The organism is Saccharopolyspora sp. MMCC62 (genome assembly GCF_057736575.1).
The window spans coordinates 348,217-363,725 of record NZ_JBYKCM010000006.1; the positions used below are offsets into that span (position 1 = coordinate 348,217).

Sequence of the window (15,509 nt, forward strand, 5' to 3'; positions counted from 1 at the left end):
TACCGGAGACCTCACTGCGTTCCACCAGCGGGCCCCAGGTTCCTAAACAGCTCCTAGCCGGTCGCCGGACCGGCGGCGCGCGAACTTCGGCGTTCGCGCTTCCCCCGGTCCGGCGGGCGCGTTAGCATTAGTTCCCGAACGTTCGGTCGGTTAATGGTTGGGGAGGGTTGATGGGTCACGCGACAGAGCTGTTGCGCAGCTACGTCTCCGGGGAGTGGCACACGGCGGCGGACGGGGGCGCGCCGCTGCACGACGCCGCGACCGGGGACGAGGTCGCGCGGATCTCCTCGGCCGGGATCGACTTCGCCGCCGCGCTGCGGTACGGCCGCGACGTCGGCGGTCCCGCGCTGCGGCGGCTGACCTTCCACCAGCGCGCCGCGCTGCTCAAGGCGCTCGCCTCGCACCTGCGCGAGCACCGCGAGGGGCTCTACGCGCTGTCCGCGAAGACCGGCGCCACGCTCGGCGACTCGAAGTTCGACGTCGACGGCGGCATCGGCGTGCTGTTCGCCTACGGGTCGAAGGGCAAGCGCGAACTGCCCAACGACACCGTCTACGTCGACGGCGCCGTCGAGCCGCTGAGCAAGGGCGGCACATTCCTCGCGCAGCACATCGCCACTCCGCTGCGCGGCGTCGCCGTGCAGATCAACGCCTTCAACTTCCCCGTCTGGGGACCGCTGGAGAAGCTCGCCCCCGCGTTCCTCGCCGGGGTGCCCAGCCTGGTCAAGCCCGCCAGCCAGACCGCCTACCTGACGGCCCGGCTGGTCGAGCTGATCGTCGAATCCGGCATCCTGCCGGAAGGCTCGCTGCAGTTCGTCGCGGGCGGCGCCGGAGACCTGCTGGACCACGTGACCGCGCAGGACCTGGTGTCGTTCACCGGCTCGGCCGCCACGGCGCAGAAGCTGCGCGCGCACCCGGCCGTGGTGCGGAACTCGGTGCGGTTCAACGCCGAGGCCGACTCGCTGAACTGCTCGATCCTCGGGCCCGACGCGGTCCCGGGCACCGCGGAGTTCGACCTGTTCGTCAAGCAGCTCACCACCGAGATGACGGTCAAGGCCGGGCAGAAGTGCACCGCGATCCGCCGCGCGTTCGTCCCGGCCGAGCTCCTCGACGACGTCGCCGCGGCCGCGTCCGCCCGGCTCGCGAAGGTCACCGTCGGCGCCCCGGACGCCGACGGGGTCCGGATGGGCGCGCTGGCGAGCCTGGAGCAGCGCGAGGAGGTCCGCCGCTCGCTGAAGGCGCTGCTCGCCGCGGGATCGGTCGTCTACGGCGACCCCGAGCACGTCGAGGTCACCGGCGCGGACGCCGAGACCGGCGCGTTCCTGTCCCCGGTGTTGCTGCGCGCGGACCCGGAACGGCCCGAACCGCACGAGGTCGAGGCGTTCGGACCGGTCTCGACCCTGCTGCCCTACACCTCCGCAGAGCAGGTCGTCGAGCTGGCGGCCCGCGGCGGCGGCAGCCTCGTCGGCTCCGTCGTGTCCGCCGACCCGGACTTCGTGCGCGAGGTCGTGCTCGGCGTCGCACCGTTCCACGGGCGGCTGCTGGTGCTCGACGCCGCGGACGCGCAGGAGTCCACCGGGCACGGCTCGCCGATGCCGCAGCTCGTGCACGGCGGCCCCGGACGCGCAGGTGGTGGTGAGGAGATGGGTGGCGTCCGCGGCGTGCTGCACCACATGCAACGCACCGCCGTGCAGGGCTCGCCCGCCGCGCTCAGCGGCGTCACCGGCCGCTGGGTCGAGGGCGCCCCTCGCCGAGAAGCCGAGGTGCACCCGTTCCGGAAGTCGTTGGCACAGCTGGAGATCGGCGACACCGTCGTCGCCGGGCCGCGCACCGTCACCCGCGCCGACATCGACCACTTCGCCGAGTTCACCGGCGACACCTTCTACGCCCACACCGACCCGGAAGCGGCCGCGGCGAACCCGCTGTTCGGCGGCATCGTCGCGCACGGCTACCTGGTCGTGTCCTTCGCCGCGGGCCTGTTCGTCTCCCCGGAACCCGGTCCGGTCCTGGCGAACTACGGGCTGGAGAACCTGCGCTTCCTGACGCCGGTGCAGGTGGACGACGCGCTGACCGTGACGTTGACGGCCAAGCAGATCACCCCGCGCGTGGACCAGGACTACGGCGAGGTCCGGTGGGACGCCGACGTCACCAACCAGGACGGCGACTCGGTCGCGAAGTACGACGTGCTCACCCTCGTCGCGAAGGAGGACCGATGACCGCCACGCTCCCCGAGACCGAGCTCGAAGCCCACTTCGAGCGCACCATCGAGCGCGACCAGCGGATCGAGCCGCGCGACTGGTCGCCCGAGGGCTACCGCAAGACGATGGTCCGCCAGATCGCCCAGCACGCCCACTCCGAGATCATCGGCATGCAGCCGGAGGGCAACTGGATCACGCGCGCGCCCTCGTTGCGGCGCAAGGCGATCCTGCTGGCGAAGGTGCAGGACGAGGCCGGGCACGGGCTGTACCTGTACTCGGCGGCGGAGACCCTCGGCGTGGACCGGGCGGACCTGACCGAGAAGCTCATCTCCGGCCGCCAGAAGTACTCGTCGATCTTCAACTACCCGACGCTGACCTTCGCCGACGTCGGGGTGATCGGCTGGCTCGTCGACGGCGCCGCCATCTGCAACCAGGTGCCGCTGTGCCGCAGCTCCTACGGCCCGTACGCGCGGGCGATGGTGCGGATCTGCAAGGAGGAGTCCTTCCACCAGCGGCAGGGCTACGAGCTGCTCATGACGATGATGCGCGGCACCGCGCAGCAGCGGGAGATGGTGCAGGAGGCCGTCGACCGCTGGTGGTGGCCGTCGCTGATGATGTTCGGCCCGCCGGATGCGGACTCGCCGAACACCGAGCAGTCGATGGCCTGGAAGGTCAAGCGGCACACCAACGACGAGCTGCGGCAGCGCTTCGTCGACATGTCCGTGCCGCAGGCCGACGCCCTCGGCGTCACCTTCCCGGACCCGGACCTGGCGTGGAACGCCGACCGCGGGCACTACGACTTCGGTGCCGTCGACTGGGCCGAGTTCAAGAACGTGCTCCGGGGCAACGGCCCGTGCAACGCCCAGCGCATCGCCCGCCGCCGCCGCGCCCACGAGGACGGCGCCTGGGTCCGCGAAGCCGCGGCCGCGCACGCGGCGAAGAAGCACGAGGAGGGGACCGCATGAGCGACTCGAACTCCGGTGGAGCCCGGCACGACTGGCCGCTGTACGAGGTGTTCGTCCGCGGCAAGCGCGGGCTGAACCACGTGCACGTCGGCTCGTTGCACGCCGCCGACGACCAGATGGCGCTGCACCACGCCCGCGACCTCTACACCCGCCGCAACGAAGGCGTGTCCATCTGGGTGGTGCGCGCCGCGGCGATCGCCGCTTCCTCGCCCGACGAGAAGGACCCGTTCTTCGCGCCCAGCGGCGACAAGGTGTACCGGCACCCGACGTTCTACGACATCCCCGAGTCCGTTCCGCACATGTGAGGCCCCGATGTCCTTCGACAACGCCTACGAAGCCCTCACCGAAGAGGGCGACGCCCGCTGGGCGTTCGGCACCGGATTCGAGGACCCGCTGTCCGGAGTGGACACCACCGTCCCGGCCGGCGTCGACGGCGCCGAGCTCGCCGCGTACTGCCTGATGCTCGGCGACGACGCGCTGGTCTTCTCGCACCGGCTGCAGGAGTGGTGCACCCGGGCGCCCGAGTTGGAGGACGAGGTGGCGATCGCGAACATCGGCCTCGACCTGCTGGGCCAGGCGCGGCTGCTGCTCGCCCGCGCCGGGAAGGCGGAAGGCCGGGACCGCGGGGAGGACGACTACGCGTTCTCCCGCGCCGAGCACGAGTTCCGCAACGTCCGGCTCGCCGAGCTGGAACGCGGTGACTTCGGCGAACTGGTCGCCCGGCTGCTGGTGTTCGCCACCTGGCGGCTCGCGCTGCTGCAGCGGCTCACCGGCTCCCGCGACCCGGTGCTGGCCGCGATCGCCGACAAGGGCGTCAAGGAGGTCACCTACCACCGCGACTACGCCGCGCAGTGGGTGGTTCGGCTCGGCGACGGCACCGAGCACTCCCACGAGCGCGTCACGGCGGGCTTCGCGGCGGTGTGGCCGTACGTGGCGGAGCTGTTCACCACCCACCCGGTGGAGGCGGCGCTCGCCGCGGACGGCATCGGCGTCGACCCCGCGGGCCTGCGCGCCGAGTTCGACGCGGTGCTGGCGCAGGTGTTCGCCGCCGCGACGCTGGCCGAGCCGGACGCGGCACCGATCGCCGGGGTTTCGCACCGGACCGGCCGCGACGGCGTGCACACCGAGTCGATGGGATTCCTGCTGGCCGAGCTGCAGAGCGTGGCCCGCGCGATGCCGGGGGCGACGTGGTGACCGGCCTGCGACAGGACGCGCGCGCCGTCGCCGCGACGGTGGTGGACCCGGAGCTGCCGATGCTCACCCTCGCCGACCTCGGCGTGCTGCGCGAGGTCTCCGAGTCCGGTGGCCGGGTCGTCGTCACGATCACGCCCACCTACTCGGGCTGCCCGGCGATGGACACCATGCGCGACGACCTCGACCACGCGCTGCGCGCCGCCGGGTACGACGACGTGGAGATCCGCACCGCGCTCACGCCCGCCTGGAGCAGCGACTGGATCAGCGCGGACGGGCGCCGCAAGCTCGCCGAAGCGGGCATCGCGCCGCCCGGCACCGGACCGTCGCCGACGGCCGGGCCGATCCCGCTGACCCTCGGCCCCACCGTGCGGCGGGTGACCTGCCCGCAGTGCGGTTCGCCCGACACCGTCGAGGTGTCCCGGTTCGCCGCGACCGCGTGCAAGGCGCTGCGCCGCTGCCGCTCCTGCGCTGAGCCGTTCGAGCACGTGAAGGAGATCTGACGTGAGCACCCCCGTTGCGTCCCGGCTGCGCGGTGAGTTCCACCCGCTGCGCGTCGCCGACGTCTCCCGGCTGTGCGACGACGCCGTGGCGGTGACCTTCGAGGTGCCGGACGAGCTCGCCGGCAGCTACGCGTTCCGCGCCGGCCAGTCGTTGACGCTGCGGCGCACCGTCGACGGCCGCGAAGAACGCCGCTCCTACTCGATCTGCTCCCCGGAGGGCTCCGCACCGCGGATCGGGGTGCGGGAGGTCCCGGACGGGCTGTTCTCCACCTGGCTGGTGCGCGACCTGCGCCCCGGCGACGAGGTCGAGGTCGGCACGCCCACGGGGAACTTCACCCCCGAACCCGACGTGCCCGGCAGGCACGTGCTCATCGCCGCGGGCTCCGGCATCACGCCGATGCTGTCGATCGCCGCGACGGTGCTGCGCGAACCCGGCGCCACGGTGACCCTGCTGTACGGCAACCGCCGCACCGACACGGTGATGTTCGCCGACGACATCGCCGACCTGAAGGACCGCCACCCGGCGCGGCTGGAACTCGTCCACGTGCTGTCCCGGGAACCGCGCGAGGCCGAGCTGTTCACCGGCAGGCTCGACCCGGAGAAGCTCGCCGCGCTCGGCCCGCTGCTCGGGGACCTCGGCGCGGTGGACCACTGGTGGCTGTGCGGGCCGTTCGAACTGGTGACCGCCGCCCGCGACCACCTGACGGGCGCCGGGGTCGCCGAGGACCGCATCCACCTGGAGCTGTTCTTCGTCGACGACGCCCCGCCCGCACCGGTGCGGCACCCCGACGCGGCGGTGGACGGCGCGGCCAGCGAGGTCACCGTCGTGCTCGACGGCCGGGCCACCTCGATGTCCACGCCCCGCGACACGTCCATCTTGGACGGTGCGCAGCGGTCCCGGCCCGACCTGCCGTTCGCCTGCAAGGGCGGTGTGTGCGGTACTTGCCGCGCGCTCGTCACCGGCGGCGAGGTCGACATGCGGCGCAACTTCGCCCTCGAACAGTCCGAAGTGGACGCCGGGTTCGTGCTCACCTGCCAGACCCTGCCCTGCTCCGACGAGGTCACCGTCGACTACGACGCGTGATCGGCGCGGTTCCGGCGGGGAGTCCCGGCCGGTCCGCTGCGGCGGCTCCGCGGACGGTGCGGGGGCGGACGGTGCGGGGGACTCAGCGCGGCTCGCCGCCCCCGCGTCGCCGAGCCGTCAGGTGACCGTGCCCGCCTCCGGCGGGGCCGGGTCGTAGGCGCCGGTGGAGGCGACGCGGGCCAGCAGGGTCGCGGCGGTCAGCAGATCGCGGTGCGAGGTGTAGAGCGCGTTGACGCCGAAGCGCAGCAGGTCCGGGGCGCGCATGTCGGCGAGCACGTCCTGCTCCGCCAACGCCCGCACCAGCCCGTAGGCGTGCGGGTGGCGCAGTGAGACCTGGCTGGCGCGGCGCGCCGGATCGGCCGGGGTGACCGGCTCGAAGCCCAGCGGAGCCAGCAGTTCTCCGGTGCAGCGCAGGAGGAAACCGGTCAGCGACAGGCTCTTCGCCCGAACCTGGTCGAGGTCGACGCCGTCGAACGCGGTCAGCGCGGCCTCCAGGCCCAGCAGCCCCAGGATCGGCGGGGTGCCGATGCGGGCGCGGGCGATGCCCGGTGCCGGGGCGTAGTCCTGCTGGAGCCCGAACGGGTCGGCGTGCCCGGTCCACCCGTGCAGCGGGGTCCGCCAGGCGTCGTGGTGCCGCCGGGCCGCGTAGAGGAACGCCGGTGCGCCCGGACCGCCGGAGAGGAACTTGTAGCCGCAGCCCACGGCGAAATCGGCTCCGAGCTCGTCGAGCCGGACCGGCATGGCCCCGGCCGCGTGGCACAGGTCCCACAGCACCAGCGCGCCCGCCCGGTGCGCGGCGCGGGTCGCGGCCGCCATGTCGTGCAACTCGCCGGTGCGGTAGTCCACCGGCGAGTAGCTGACCACGGCCACCCGTTCGCCCTCCACGGCGAGGAAACCGTCGAGGTCCGCTGGGCGGACGTGCCGCACCTGCAGCCCGTGCAGCTCCGCTGCGGAGTCGGCGAGGTACCGGTCGGTGGGGAAGTGGCCGGGATCGGTGACGAGCAGCTCGCGGCCGGGGCGCAGCCGGGCCGCGGCGCTGAGCGCCGTGAACAGCTGCACGCTGGTGGAATCACCGACCAGGGTTTGCCCGGGTGCCGCGCCGATGAGCCCGCCGACGGCGTCGCCGACGCGCAGCGGCGCGTCCCACCAGCCGTGGTCGTTCCACGACCGGATCAGTCCGGTGCCCCACTGCCGGTGCAGCACGTCGGTGACGACCGGCGGCACCGCGGCCGGGAGCGGGCCGAGCGAGTTGCCGTCGAGGTAGACGAGCCCCTCCGGCAGCAGGAAGCGGTCCCGGACGCCCGCCAGCGGATCGGCGGCGTCCAGTTCGGCGGCGAGGTCGGCCAGCGCCGGTGGTGCGGTCGTCATGCGCGTCTCGTCTCGTTCGGTGTGCCGTCCCGTCCCGTCGCGGGGCGGGGTGCGTGGCGGAACCTCGGCCGCGGTGCCGGTCGCCCACCTGGACCGTGGCCCAGCGGCTTCCCGCTGACAAGCGGACGGCACGACCCGCGCGCACGTTCACCGACGTGCGGTGAGGTCCCGGAGCGTGCGGGCGACGTGGTGGGCCGCGGCGGTGTCGGGTTCGATGAGGGCGTAGTGGCCGGTACCGGGCAGCACCGCGGTCTCCAGGTCGTGGTGCGCGGCCGCGTAGTCCGCGAACTGCTGCGGCGGCACCTCCTCGTCGGCGGCACCGTGCAGCAGGACGGTGCGCACCCCGGTCGATCCGGCGCCCCGGAGCAGCGTCAACGGATCCACCAGCGGCAGCCGCGCCTCGAACTCCCCGGTGCCGCCGAGGAGTTGGCGTGCGGCCCCGTCGCTGAGGTCCGCGCGCCGGGTCGCCTCGAGGTCGGTGATCGGGGCGAGCGCCAGCACCGCGTCCGGCAGCCGCGTGGTGCGCCACGGCGAGTCCGCGGGCAGCAGGCCCCGGGCGGCGGCCCACAGCGCCAGGTGCCCGCCCGAGCAGTGCCCGGCCAGCACGTACGGCCGCCCGGCGGGCAGCACGTCCACGAGCCGCGCCACGTCGTCGAAGGTCTCCGGGTAGCCCCCGGCTCCACCGGAACGGCGGAAACCGGGCAGCAGCACGGAGAAGCCCTGCCGGGCCAGGAACGCGGCGAACGGCGTCAGGTGCAGCCGGTCGTAGCGCCAGTACCCGCCGTGCAGCAGCACCACCAGCGGCCCGTCGCCGGGCCACGCGTCGTAGGAGTGCTGCGGGTGCTCGCCGTACCTGCCGCGGCTCGGCGCGAGCACCGGGCGCAGGCCCAGCACCCGCCGTTCCTCTTCGGCGGCGTGCGCGGAGATCGGCCTAGACGGCACCGCGGGCCTCCCAGACCTCGGGGAACGCGACGAGCCGGGCGCGCCGCTCCAGGTAGGCGAGCCCGGACGAACCGGCGCTGCCGGGCTTGGACCCCATGGCGCGGCGCACCACCATCGCGTGGTCGAACCGCCACCGGTCGACCTGCTCGGCCACGTCGGTGAGCAGTTCGGCCAGCGCGAGCAGCGGATCGTGCTGCGGGCCCGCGTAGATGCGCCGCCACACCTCGACGACGGCCGGATCGGACTCGTGGGTGGCGGTGACGTCGCGGGTGAGGACCCGGGCGGGGATCGGGTGGCCGCGTCGGTGCAGGAAGTGCAGCACCTCGTCGTACAGCGACGGTTCCGCGAATGCCGCGGCGAGTCCTTCGTGGACGGTGTCCGAGTGCCCGCGCAGCAGGGCCGCGGACTTCTGGCCGAGCAGGAACTCCAGGTGCCGGTGCATCGCCGACTGGTACCCGGACGCGGTGCCGAACGCGGCGCGGAAACCGTTGAACTGCACGGGGGTCAGCGCGGCGATCGGCGCCCACGAGGACACCAGCGCCCGCAGGGCGCGGCGGCTGCGCACCAGCGCCTCGGTGGCCGCGGGCAGGTCGTCCGCGGCGAACGCGTCCCGGGCGGCCCGCCACTCGTGCACGATCAGCGTGAACCACAGCTCCATCACCTGGGTGGTGACGAGGAAGCCCATCTCGTCGGGCGCCTCGGTCAGCGGCTGCTGCAGCGAGTTCAGCACCGAGGCGTGGACGTACTCGTCGTAGGGGCTCGCGCCGGGGGAGAGCCGGGCGGGCTCGGCCGCGACGGTGGTCGTGCGTTCGTTCATCACAACTCCTGGGGGAGGTGGCGGTCGGTTCAGAGCTGCACGCCGCCGCTGGCGTCGAGCCACTGCCCGGTGATCCAGCGGGCCTCGTCACCGGCGACGAAGGACACCACGTCCGCGATGTCGGCGGGCGTGCCGAGCCGGTCGAACACCGACCTGGCTGCGTAGCCGCGCCGCACCTCCGGATCCGCGAGCGTGGGGTTGATGTCGGTGTCGGTGAAGCCGGGTGCGACCGCGTTCACCGTGATCCCGCGCGGCCCGAGCTCCGCGGCCAGCGCCAGGGTCAGGGTGTCCAGCGCCCCCTTCGTCATCGTGTAGGCGATGATCGGCGGGAACGCGATCCTGGTGGTGACCGAGGAGATGTTCACGATCCGGCCGCCGTCGCGCAGCCGCCCCAGCCCGCGCTGCACGATGAAGAACGGTGCGCGGGTGTTGATCGCGAAGATCCGGTCGTAGTCGTCTTCGGTGACGTCGGCGGTCCTGCGGGGCAGCGTGATGCCCGCGTTGTTGACGAGCACGTCCAGCCCGGGTTCGGCGCCCTGCTCGGCCAGCCCGCGGTCGAAGGCGCGCCACAGCTCGTCCGCGTCGCCGGGGACGCCGAGTTCGGCGTGCACCGGGAAGGCCCGCCCGCCGTCGGCGGTGATCTCCTGCACCGCCTTCGCGGCGGCCTCGTGGTCGTGGCCGTAGTGCACGGCGACCAGGGCGCCCTCCCGGGCGAGCCGCGCGCCGATGCTCTTGCCGATGCCGCGGCTGCCGCCGGTGACCAGCGCGGTGCGGCCGTGGTGGCGTGGGGTGGTCATGGTCCGCTCCTTCCGTGGCGACCTCGGACCCGGGGTCAGGCGTCGAAGTCGAGGGTGAGGTCGTCGCTGCTCGGGCGGGCGCGGCAGGCGAGCGTGTAGCCGTCGGCGAGGTCGCCCGCGTCGAGCGCGTGCTGCGTCCCGGTGGTGACCGCGCCGGTGACGACCTTCGCCCGGCAGCTGCCGCAGATCCCTTCGCGGCAGGAGTGCGGTGCTTCGGGCCGGTGGCGCAGCAGCGCGTCGAGGACCACCGCGTCCCGCGGGCGCATGGTGAGGACGCTGGTGCGCCCGCCGAGCACCGCGGTGATCCGCCGCACCGGTTCGGGCCGGGCCGCCGGTTCCGGTGCGGGCGGTGCCGCGCCGGTGAACGCTTCGCAGCGCACGGAGTCGGCGGCGGCGCCCCACCCGACGAGCGCCGCGCGGACCGACTCGACCAGGCCGGGGGGACCGCAGAGCGCGAAGTGCGCGCCGGGACCGGGCCGGGCGTCCACGGCGGACAGCGCCCGGTGCAGCTTGCCCGGATCGAGGCGTCCGGTGCGCAGCTCGCTCGCCGCGCGTTCGCGGGACAGCACGTGCAGCACGTCGAAGCGGTCCGTGAACTCGTCCTTGAGCAGGGCCAGCTCGTCGGCCAGCAGTGCGTCCGCGGCGGTGCGCACCGCGTGCACCAGCGAGACCCGGCAGTCGGGTGCGCCGCGCAGCGCCGCGGCCGCCATCGCGGCGAGCGGGGTGATCCCCGAACCGCCCGCGATCAGCACGTGGTGCGCGTCCGGGGCCTCCACCAGCCCGAACCGGCCGGTCGGCGGGGACAGTTCGAGCAGGTCGCCCACGGCGAGTCGGTCGCGGGCGAACGCGCCGAACCCGTCCGGGCGCACCGGTTCGACGACGAGCCGCAGCGCGTCCGGGGCACCCGGTGGCGGCGATACCGAATAGCTGCGGCGCAGTGCGCCGTGCCGCACCACCACGTGCTGGCCCGGCCGGTGCGCGAAGGTCGCCGCCAGCTCGGCGGGCACCTGCAGCGTGATCGCGACGGCACCGGCGGGCAGGCGCTCCAGCCGCGCCACCGGCAGCCGGAACAGGCCCGGGGCGGGTGCTGCGTTCATGCGGTCACCTCACATCGCCGTGATGCACGGGAAGATCTCCTGGCAGCCGGTGCACCGCAGCAGCGACTGGCAGCGGGTCGGGCCGAAGGCGCTGTGCAGCCGGGTGTCCGGCGATCCGCAGTGCGGGCAGGGTGCACCGGCGCCCAGGTGGATCGGTTGCGGCGCACCCGCCCCGGCGGGCGGGGCGATGCCGTGCGCGGCGAGCGCGGCGCGCCCGGACGGCGTGATCCGCTCGGGGGACCACGGCGGCGCCAGCACCTGCCGCACCCGGCCGTCCGGGTGGCCGCACGCGCGCAGCACGTCCGCGATGGCGGCGGTGATGGCGGGCAGTGCCGGGCAGCCCAGGAAGGTGGGGGTGAACTCGACCTCCGCGACCCCGTCGGCGGCAGTGCGGACCGCGCCGATCACGCCCAGTTCGCCGAGCGTGATCACCGGCAGTTCCGGGTCGGGCAGCGCCTCCACCGCCGCGCGCACCCGGTCGGCGTCGAGCCGTGCGGCGGTCACCAGCGGCCTCCCGGGTGTTGCCGGTGCACCGACTGCAGCTCGGCCAGGAGCGGGCCGAACGCCTCCGAGTGCAACCCGGCCCGGCCCCCGCGCGCCTGCCAGCCGGGGGTGGGCACGGTGAGCCCGGCGCGGGCCACCACGTCGGCGGTGCCGGTGTCCCACTCGGCGCGCACCTCGTCCAGCGGCGGGACCAGCCGGGCCGCCACGAGCCGCCGCAGCACCGCGTCCTCCTCGAACAGTTCGGGCGCGTACGGCCAGACCAGGTCCAGGCCCGCCTGCATCCGGCGGGCGCTCTCCGCGGTGCCGCGGCCGAGCCGCACCACCCAGCCGTCGGCGTGCCTGCGGTGGAAGGCGACCTCGGTCGCGGCGCGGGCGGCGAACGCGGCGAGCTCCGGGTCCGCGGACCCGGCCAGCGTCGCGTACAGCGGTGCCGCGCAGTGCGCGTAGACCAGCTGCCGGGCCACGGTCACCGCGAAATCGCCGCGCGGCAGCTCGACGAGCAGCGCGTTGCGGAACTCCCGCTCGGTTCGGGTGAACGCGAAGTCGTCCTCGGAGCGCCCGGTGCCGTCCAGCCGTCCGCCGCGGGTCAGCAGCGCGCGGGCGTGGCCGACGAGGTCGAGGGCGATGTTGGACAGCGCCAGGTCCTCCTCGATCGTCGGCGCCCGCGTGATCCACTCGCACAGCCGCTGGCCGAGCACCAGCGCGTCGTCGCCGAGGCGCAGGACCAGCTCGGCCAGGTCGGCCTGCACAGGCGGGTCGGCCTGCACGGTCGGGTCGGTCTGCTCCGCCACCGCGATCGGCTCATCCATGATCCGCGGCCTCCTCCGCCGGTGACGGGTACTGCTCGGGTCGCCGGAACGGCTTGTGCTCGGCGGCGCCGAAGAACGGGTCGTGCTCCTCGGGGGAGACCGCGTGCACCGAGTCCGACCGCACCACCCACAGCGACAGCGGCTCGCCCCGCCGGGCGTGCAGGTCGCGGGCGTGCGCGAGCGCGATCTCCGGGTCGGCGGCGAGGACCGATCCGACGTGCTGGTGCGCCAATCCCCGGCGGGGCCGCAGGAACACCTCCCAGGAGGGCAGCCGCAGGCCGCTCATGATCCGGCCTCGGCGTGCGCGGCGACGGCCTCCCGCACCCACGCCCCATCCTCGTGGGCGGCGATCCGGTGCGCGATCCGCCGCCGGGCGGAATGGGTGTCGTCCCCGAGGGCGTTCCGGTACACCTCCCAGGTGATCGGCCCGAAGTCGTAGTGGCCGCGCTCGGCGTTCCAGCGGATCGCCGGGTCGGGCAGCGCCAGGCCGAGCGCGGCCGCCTGCGGCACGACCTGGTCGACGAAGCGCTGCCGCAGCTCGTCGTTGGTGTGCCGCTTGATCCCCCAGGCCATGGCGCGGCGCGACACCGCCGCCCCCATCGCCGCGGTGCGCGCATCGGCACCGCCGGCGACGGTGTCCGGCGGGCCGAACATGAGCGCCACCGCGGGAAGCCACCACCGGTTCACCGCGTCCTGCGCCATCTCCCGCTGCCGCGGGGTTCCGCCGCACAGCGCGCGGAGCTGGTCGTAGCCCTGCCGCACGTGGAAGGTCTCCTCTTGGCAGACGCGACGCATCGCGCGGGCGTACGGGCCGTAGGAGGTGTGGCACAGCGGGGCCTGGTTGAGCACCGCGGCGCCGTCGGTCAGCCAGGCGATCGCCCCGGTGTCCGCCCAGGTCAGCGCCGGGTGGTTGAAGGTCGCGGCGAACCGCTGCTGTCCGCGGTGCAGGGCGTCGAGCAGCTCGTCGCGGTCCGCGCCGAGGGTTTCGGCCGCCGAGTACAGGTACAGGCCGTGCCCCGCCTCGTCCTGCACCTTCGCGATGAGCACCGATTTCCGGTGCAGCGAGGGCGCGCGGGTCAGCCAGGCACCTTCCGGCTGCATCCCGATGATCTCGGAGTGGGCGTGCTGGGCGATCTGGCGCAGCAGCATCCGGCGGTAGCCGTCCGGGGTCGGGTCCCGCGGTTCGACCACCTGGCCGGCGGCCAGCCGAGCCTCGAAGCGCGCGGTGAGTTCCGCTTCGGACGCCGGTTTCTCCGCCGGTCCTCGGGATGCCTGCTCCGCCACCTGTTGCTGGTGCACCCGCATCACTCCCTCGACGTGGTTCGCGGCTCGACGTGGTCAGGCCGTTACGTGGTCGGGCCGTTCACCGGAGAAGAGGTGCGGCGCGGCGCGCACCATCCCGCGGACCGCCGACTCGGCATGTGATGCACGCCACGTGATCTCGGGGGAGTGCGCGGCGGCCGGAGCACCTCTTCCACGGGAGATCGTCGACGACGAAGGAGAAGCGCCATGAGCACCATCAGGACGTTGCTCGTCGAACTCACCGGCACCGCCGAGTACGCCGATGCCGTCGGGGACGACGTGGACCTCGCCGCCAGCGGCATCGACTCCGGTGACCTGGTGCGCCTGGTCCTGCTCATCGAGGAGCGCACCGGCGTGGAGATCACCGCCGAGCACGCCGAACGGCTGCGCACCATCGCCGACTACCAGCACTTCCTCGACGAGCACGCCGCACGCCCCGCCGGCGGTGCGTGATGTGGCTGACCCAGCTGGTGGAGCGCAACCGCCAGTGCTTCCCGAACCGCACCGCCCTGGTCGACGAGCACCGGAGCGTGACCTGGTCCCGGTTCCACGACCGCGTGGCGGAGCTCGCCCGCGGGCTCGCCGCGCGCGGCATCGCGCGCGGCGACCGCGTGGTGGTGCTCTCCCAGGACCGGATCGAGGTGGTGGAGAGCTACTTCGCGCTCGCCCGGCTCGGTGCGCTGTTCGTGCCGCTCAACCACAGCCTCGCCGCACCGGAGGTGGCCGCGATCGTCGAGCGGGTGGGCGCCGTCGCCGTGCTCGGCGAGACCGACCTGCTGGAGCGGCACGCCGCGCTGCCGGACTCGGTGCGGATCCGGATCGCGGTGGACGCGGCCGGGTTCGCCGAACTCGGCCGCGGTGCGGAGCCGATCGCGCTGCCCGACATCGCCGACACCGATCCGGCGGCGGTGCTGCACACCTCGGCGACCACCGGTCGGGCCAAGGGCGTCACCGTCGACGCGGGCTCGTTCCGCGCCATCGCGCTCGGCTGGCTGGTGCAGGCGCGGCCGACCGAGGACATCGTGCTGGTCAACTGCTGCCCGCTGTACCACGGCAGCATGGTCGTCTCGCTGACCTACCTGGCAGCGGGCGCGACCCTGGTGCTGCTGCCCGGTTTCACGCCGCAGAAGGCGCTCGCCGCCGTGGCGGAGCACCGGGCGACGCACGTGTGGCTGGTACCGCAGATGCTGCGGTTCATGCTGCACGCGAAGGCCTCGCACCGCGCGGACCTGTCCTCCCTGCGCGAAGTCCTCTACGGCGCGGCCCCGATGCCCGTCGACGTGTACGCCGAGGCCGTGCAGCGCCTCGGCTGCGGATTCCGGCAGGTGTACGGCATGACCGAGGTCGGCGGCCCGTTCGTCACCCTCGGCCCGGACGAGCACCCCGCACCCGGCGACGTGACCACCCGCATCCCGTGCGGACGGGTGATCACCGGCATGTCCGCGCGCGCCGTCGACACCGAGGGCCGCGAGGTGCCGACGGGGCGGATCGGCGAGATCGTGGTCCGCGGGCCGGGCGTCATGCAGGGCTACTGGAACGACCCCGAGGCGACCCGGGAAGTGACCCTCGACGGCTGGATCGTCACCGGCGACCTGGGTTTCCTGGACGAGGACGGGCGGATCCACCTGGTCGACCGGAGCAAGGACCTCATCATCCGCGCGGGCCAGAACGTCTACCCCTCGGAGGTCGAGCGCGCCCTGCTGGCGCACCCGGCGGTGCGGGACGCGGCGGTGGTGGGCGTGCCGGACGAGGACTACGGGGAGGTGCCGGTCGCGCACGTCGTCGCCGAGGGCGCCACCGCGGGCGAACTGCTCGCGCACCTGGCGGAGAACCTGGCGCCGTACAAGCGGCCGCGCCGCATCGAGTTCATCGAGCAGGTGCCGCGGAACCCGGCGGGCAAGATCCTGAAGAAGCAGCTCCAGGCCTGAGGCCCGA

The 15,509-nt window shown here is 73.9% G+C and carries 17 protein-coding genes; 8 read left to right on the forward strand and 9 right to left on the reverse strand.

Features of this window, described 5'->3' with window-relative positions; all coding sequences use genetic code 11:
* Positions 1-170: 170 nt before the first annotated feature.
* From paaZ to paaE, 6 genes are read left to right on the forward strand one after another with little or no spacing between them, the layout of a single operon-like run.
* Positions 171-2,213, forward strand: a complete 2,043-nt coding sequence (gene paaZ, locus AC29IT_RS17080; protein ID WP_488219379.1) for a phenylacetic acid degradation bifunctional protein PaaZ — start codon at positions 171-173, stop codon at positions 2,211-2,213.
* Entirely contained in the window at positions 2,210-3,160 is a 951-nt protein-coding gene (gene paaA, locus AC29IT_RS17085) for a 1,2-phenylacetyl-CoA epoxidase subunit PaaA (RefSeq protein ID WP_488219380.1), read from the forward strand. The genes paaZ and paaA (AC29IT_RS17085) overlap by 4 nt, the downstream gene beginning before the upstream one ends.
* A complete protein-coding gene (gene paaB, locus AC29IT_RS17090; protein WP_358435646.1) occupies positions 3,157-3,465 on the forward strand; it encodes a 1,2-phenylacetyl-CoA epoxidase subunit PaaB in 309 nt (102 codons plus the stop codon). The genes paaA (AC29IT_RS17085) and paaB (AC29IT_RS17090) overlap by 4 nt, the downstream gene beginning before the upstream one ends.
* A 7-nt stretch (positions 3,466-3,472) precedes the next feature.
* On the forward strand, positions 3,473-4,354 hold the full coding sequence (gene paaC, locus AC29IT_RS17095) for a 1,2-phenylacetyl-CoA epoxidase subunit PaaC (RefSeq protein ID WP_358435649.1): 882 nt from the start codon (positions 3,473-3,475) through the stop codon (positions 4,352-4,354).
* The gene (gene paaD / locus AC29IT_RS17100) at positions 4,348-4,854 is read left to right on the forward strand and encodes a 1,2-phenylacetyl-CoA epoxidase subunit PaaD (RefSeq protein WP_358435652.1); all 507 of its coding nucleotides are present in this window, start codon (positions 4,348-4,350) and stop codon (positions 4,852-4,854) included. The genes paaC (AC29IT_RS17095) and paaD (AC29IT_RS17100) overlap by 7 nt, the downstream gene beginning before the upstream one ends.
* Before the next feature lies 1 nt (position 4,855).
* On the forward strand, positions 4,856-5,938 hold the full coding sequence (gene paaE / locus AC29IT_RS17105; protein WP_358435655.1) for a 1,2-phenylacetyl-CoA epoxidase subunit PaaE: 1,083 nt from the start codon (positions 4,856-4,858) through the stop codon (positions 5,936-5,938).
* A gap of 117 nt (positions 5,939-6,055) precedes the next feature.
* Here paaE and kynU read toward each other — a convergent pair whose 3' ends face one another.
* The 9 genes from kynU to paaA (AC29IT_RS17150) all read right to left on the reverse strand — a co-directional run bounded on the left by kynU (position 6,056) and on the right by paaA (AC29IT_RS17150) (position 13,556).
* Complete coding sequence (gene kynU, locus AC29IT_RS17110; protein ID WP_488219381.1) at positions 6,056-7,306, reverse strand: kynureninase; 1,251 nt, start codon at positions 7,304-7,306, stop codon at positions 6,056-6,058.
* Positions 7,307-7,453: 147 nt separating this feature from the next.
* Complete coding sequence (locus AC29IT_RS17115; RefSeq protein WP_488219382.1) at positions 7,454-8,248, reverse strand: alpha/beta hydrolase family protein; 795 nt, start codon at positions 8,246-8,248, stop codon at positions 7,454-7,456.
* Positions 8,238-9,065 (reverse strand): tryptophan 2,3-dioxygenase, encoded by an 828-nt coding sequence (locus AC29IT_RS17120; RefSeq protein ID WP_488219383.1) that lies wholly within the window; start codon positions 9,063-9,065, stop codon positions 8,238-8,240. Before AC29IT_RS17120 ends, AC29IT_RS17115 begins: the two co-directional genes overlap by 11 nt.
* 29 nt (positions 9,066-9,094) lie before the next feature.
* Positions 9,095-9,862, reverse strand: a complete 768-nt coding sequence (locus AC29IT_RS17125) for an SDR family oxidoreductase (RefSeq protein ID WP_488219384.1) — start codon at positions 9,860-9,862, stop codon at positions 9,095-9,097.
* A gap of 35 nt (positions 9,863-9,897) precedes the next feature.
* On the reverse strand, positions 9,898-10,959 hold the full coding sequence (locus AC29IT_RS17130; protein ID WP_488219385.1) for a flavin reductase family protein: 1,062 nt from the start codon (positions 10,957-10,959) through the stop codon (positions 9,898-9,900).
* 9 nt (positions 10,960-10,968) lie between these two features.
* On the reverse strand, positions 10,969-11,463 hold the full coding sequence (gene paaD / locus AC29IT_RS17135) for a 1,2-phenylacetyl-CoA epoxidase subunit PaaD (protein WP_488219386.1): 495 nt from the start codon (positions 11,461-11,463) through the stop codon (positions 10,969-10,971).
* On the reverse strand, positions 11,460-12,272 hold the full coding sequence (gene paaC / locus AC29IT_RS17140) for a 1,2-phenylacetyl-CoA epoxidase subunit PaaC (RefSeq protein ID WP_488219387.1): 813 nt from the start codon (positions 12,270-12,272) through the stop codon (positions 11,460-11,462). Before paaC (AC29IT_RS17140) ends, paaD (AC29IT_RS17135) begins: the two co-directional genes overlap by 4 nt.
* The gene (gene paaB / locus AC29IT_RS17145; RefSeq protein ID WP_488219388.1) at positions 12,265-12,558 is read right to left on the reverse strand and encodes a 1,2-phenylacetyl-CoA epoxidase subunit PaaB; all 294 of its coding nucleotides are present in this window, start codon (positions 12,556-12,558) and stop codon (positions 12,265-12,267) included. Before paaB (AC29IT_RS17145) ends, paaC (AC29IT_RS17140) begins: the two co-directional genes overlap by 8 nt.
* Positions 12,555-13,556: a 1,2-phenylacetyl-CoA epoxidase subunit PaaA gene (gene paaA, locus AC29IT_RS17150; RefSeq protein WP_488219425.1), complete on the reverse strand. Its 1,002-nt coding sequence runs from the start codon at positions 13,554-13,556 to the stop codon at positions 12,555-12,557. The genes paaB (AC29IT_RS17145) and paaA (AC29IT_RS17150) overlap by 4 nt, the downstream gene beginning before the upstream one ends.
* Before the next feature lie 225 nt (positions 13,557-13,781).
* Here paaA (AC29IT_RS17150) and AC29IT_RS17155 point away from each other — a divergent pair, with 225 nt between their 5' ends.
* Both AC29IT_RS17155 and AC29IT_RS17160 read left to right on the forward strand, forming a co-directional pair.
* The gene (locus AC29IT_RS17155) at positions 13,782-14,027 is read left to right on the forward strand and encodes an acyl carrier protein (RefSeq protein ID WP_488219389.1); all 246 of its coding nucleotides are present in this window, start codon (positions 13,782-13,784) and stop codon (positions 14,025-14,027) included.
* Positions 14,027-15,502 (forward strand): class I adenylate-forming enzyme family protein, encoded by a 1,476-nt coding sequence (locus AC29IT_RS17160; RefSeq protein WP_488219390.1) that lies wholly within the window; start codon positions 14,027-14,029, stop codon positions 15,500-15,502. Before AC29IT_RS17155 ends, AC29IT_RS17160 begins: the two co-directional genes overlap by 1 nt.
* Positions 15,503-15,509: the final 7 nt, after the last annotated feature.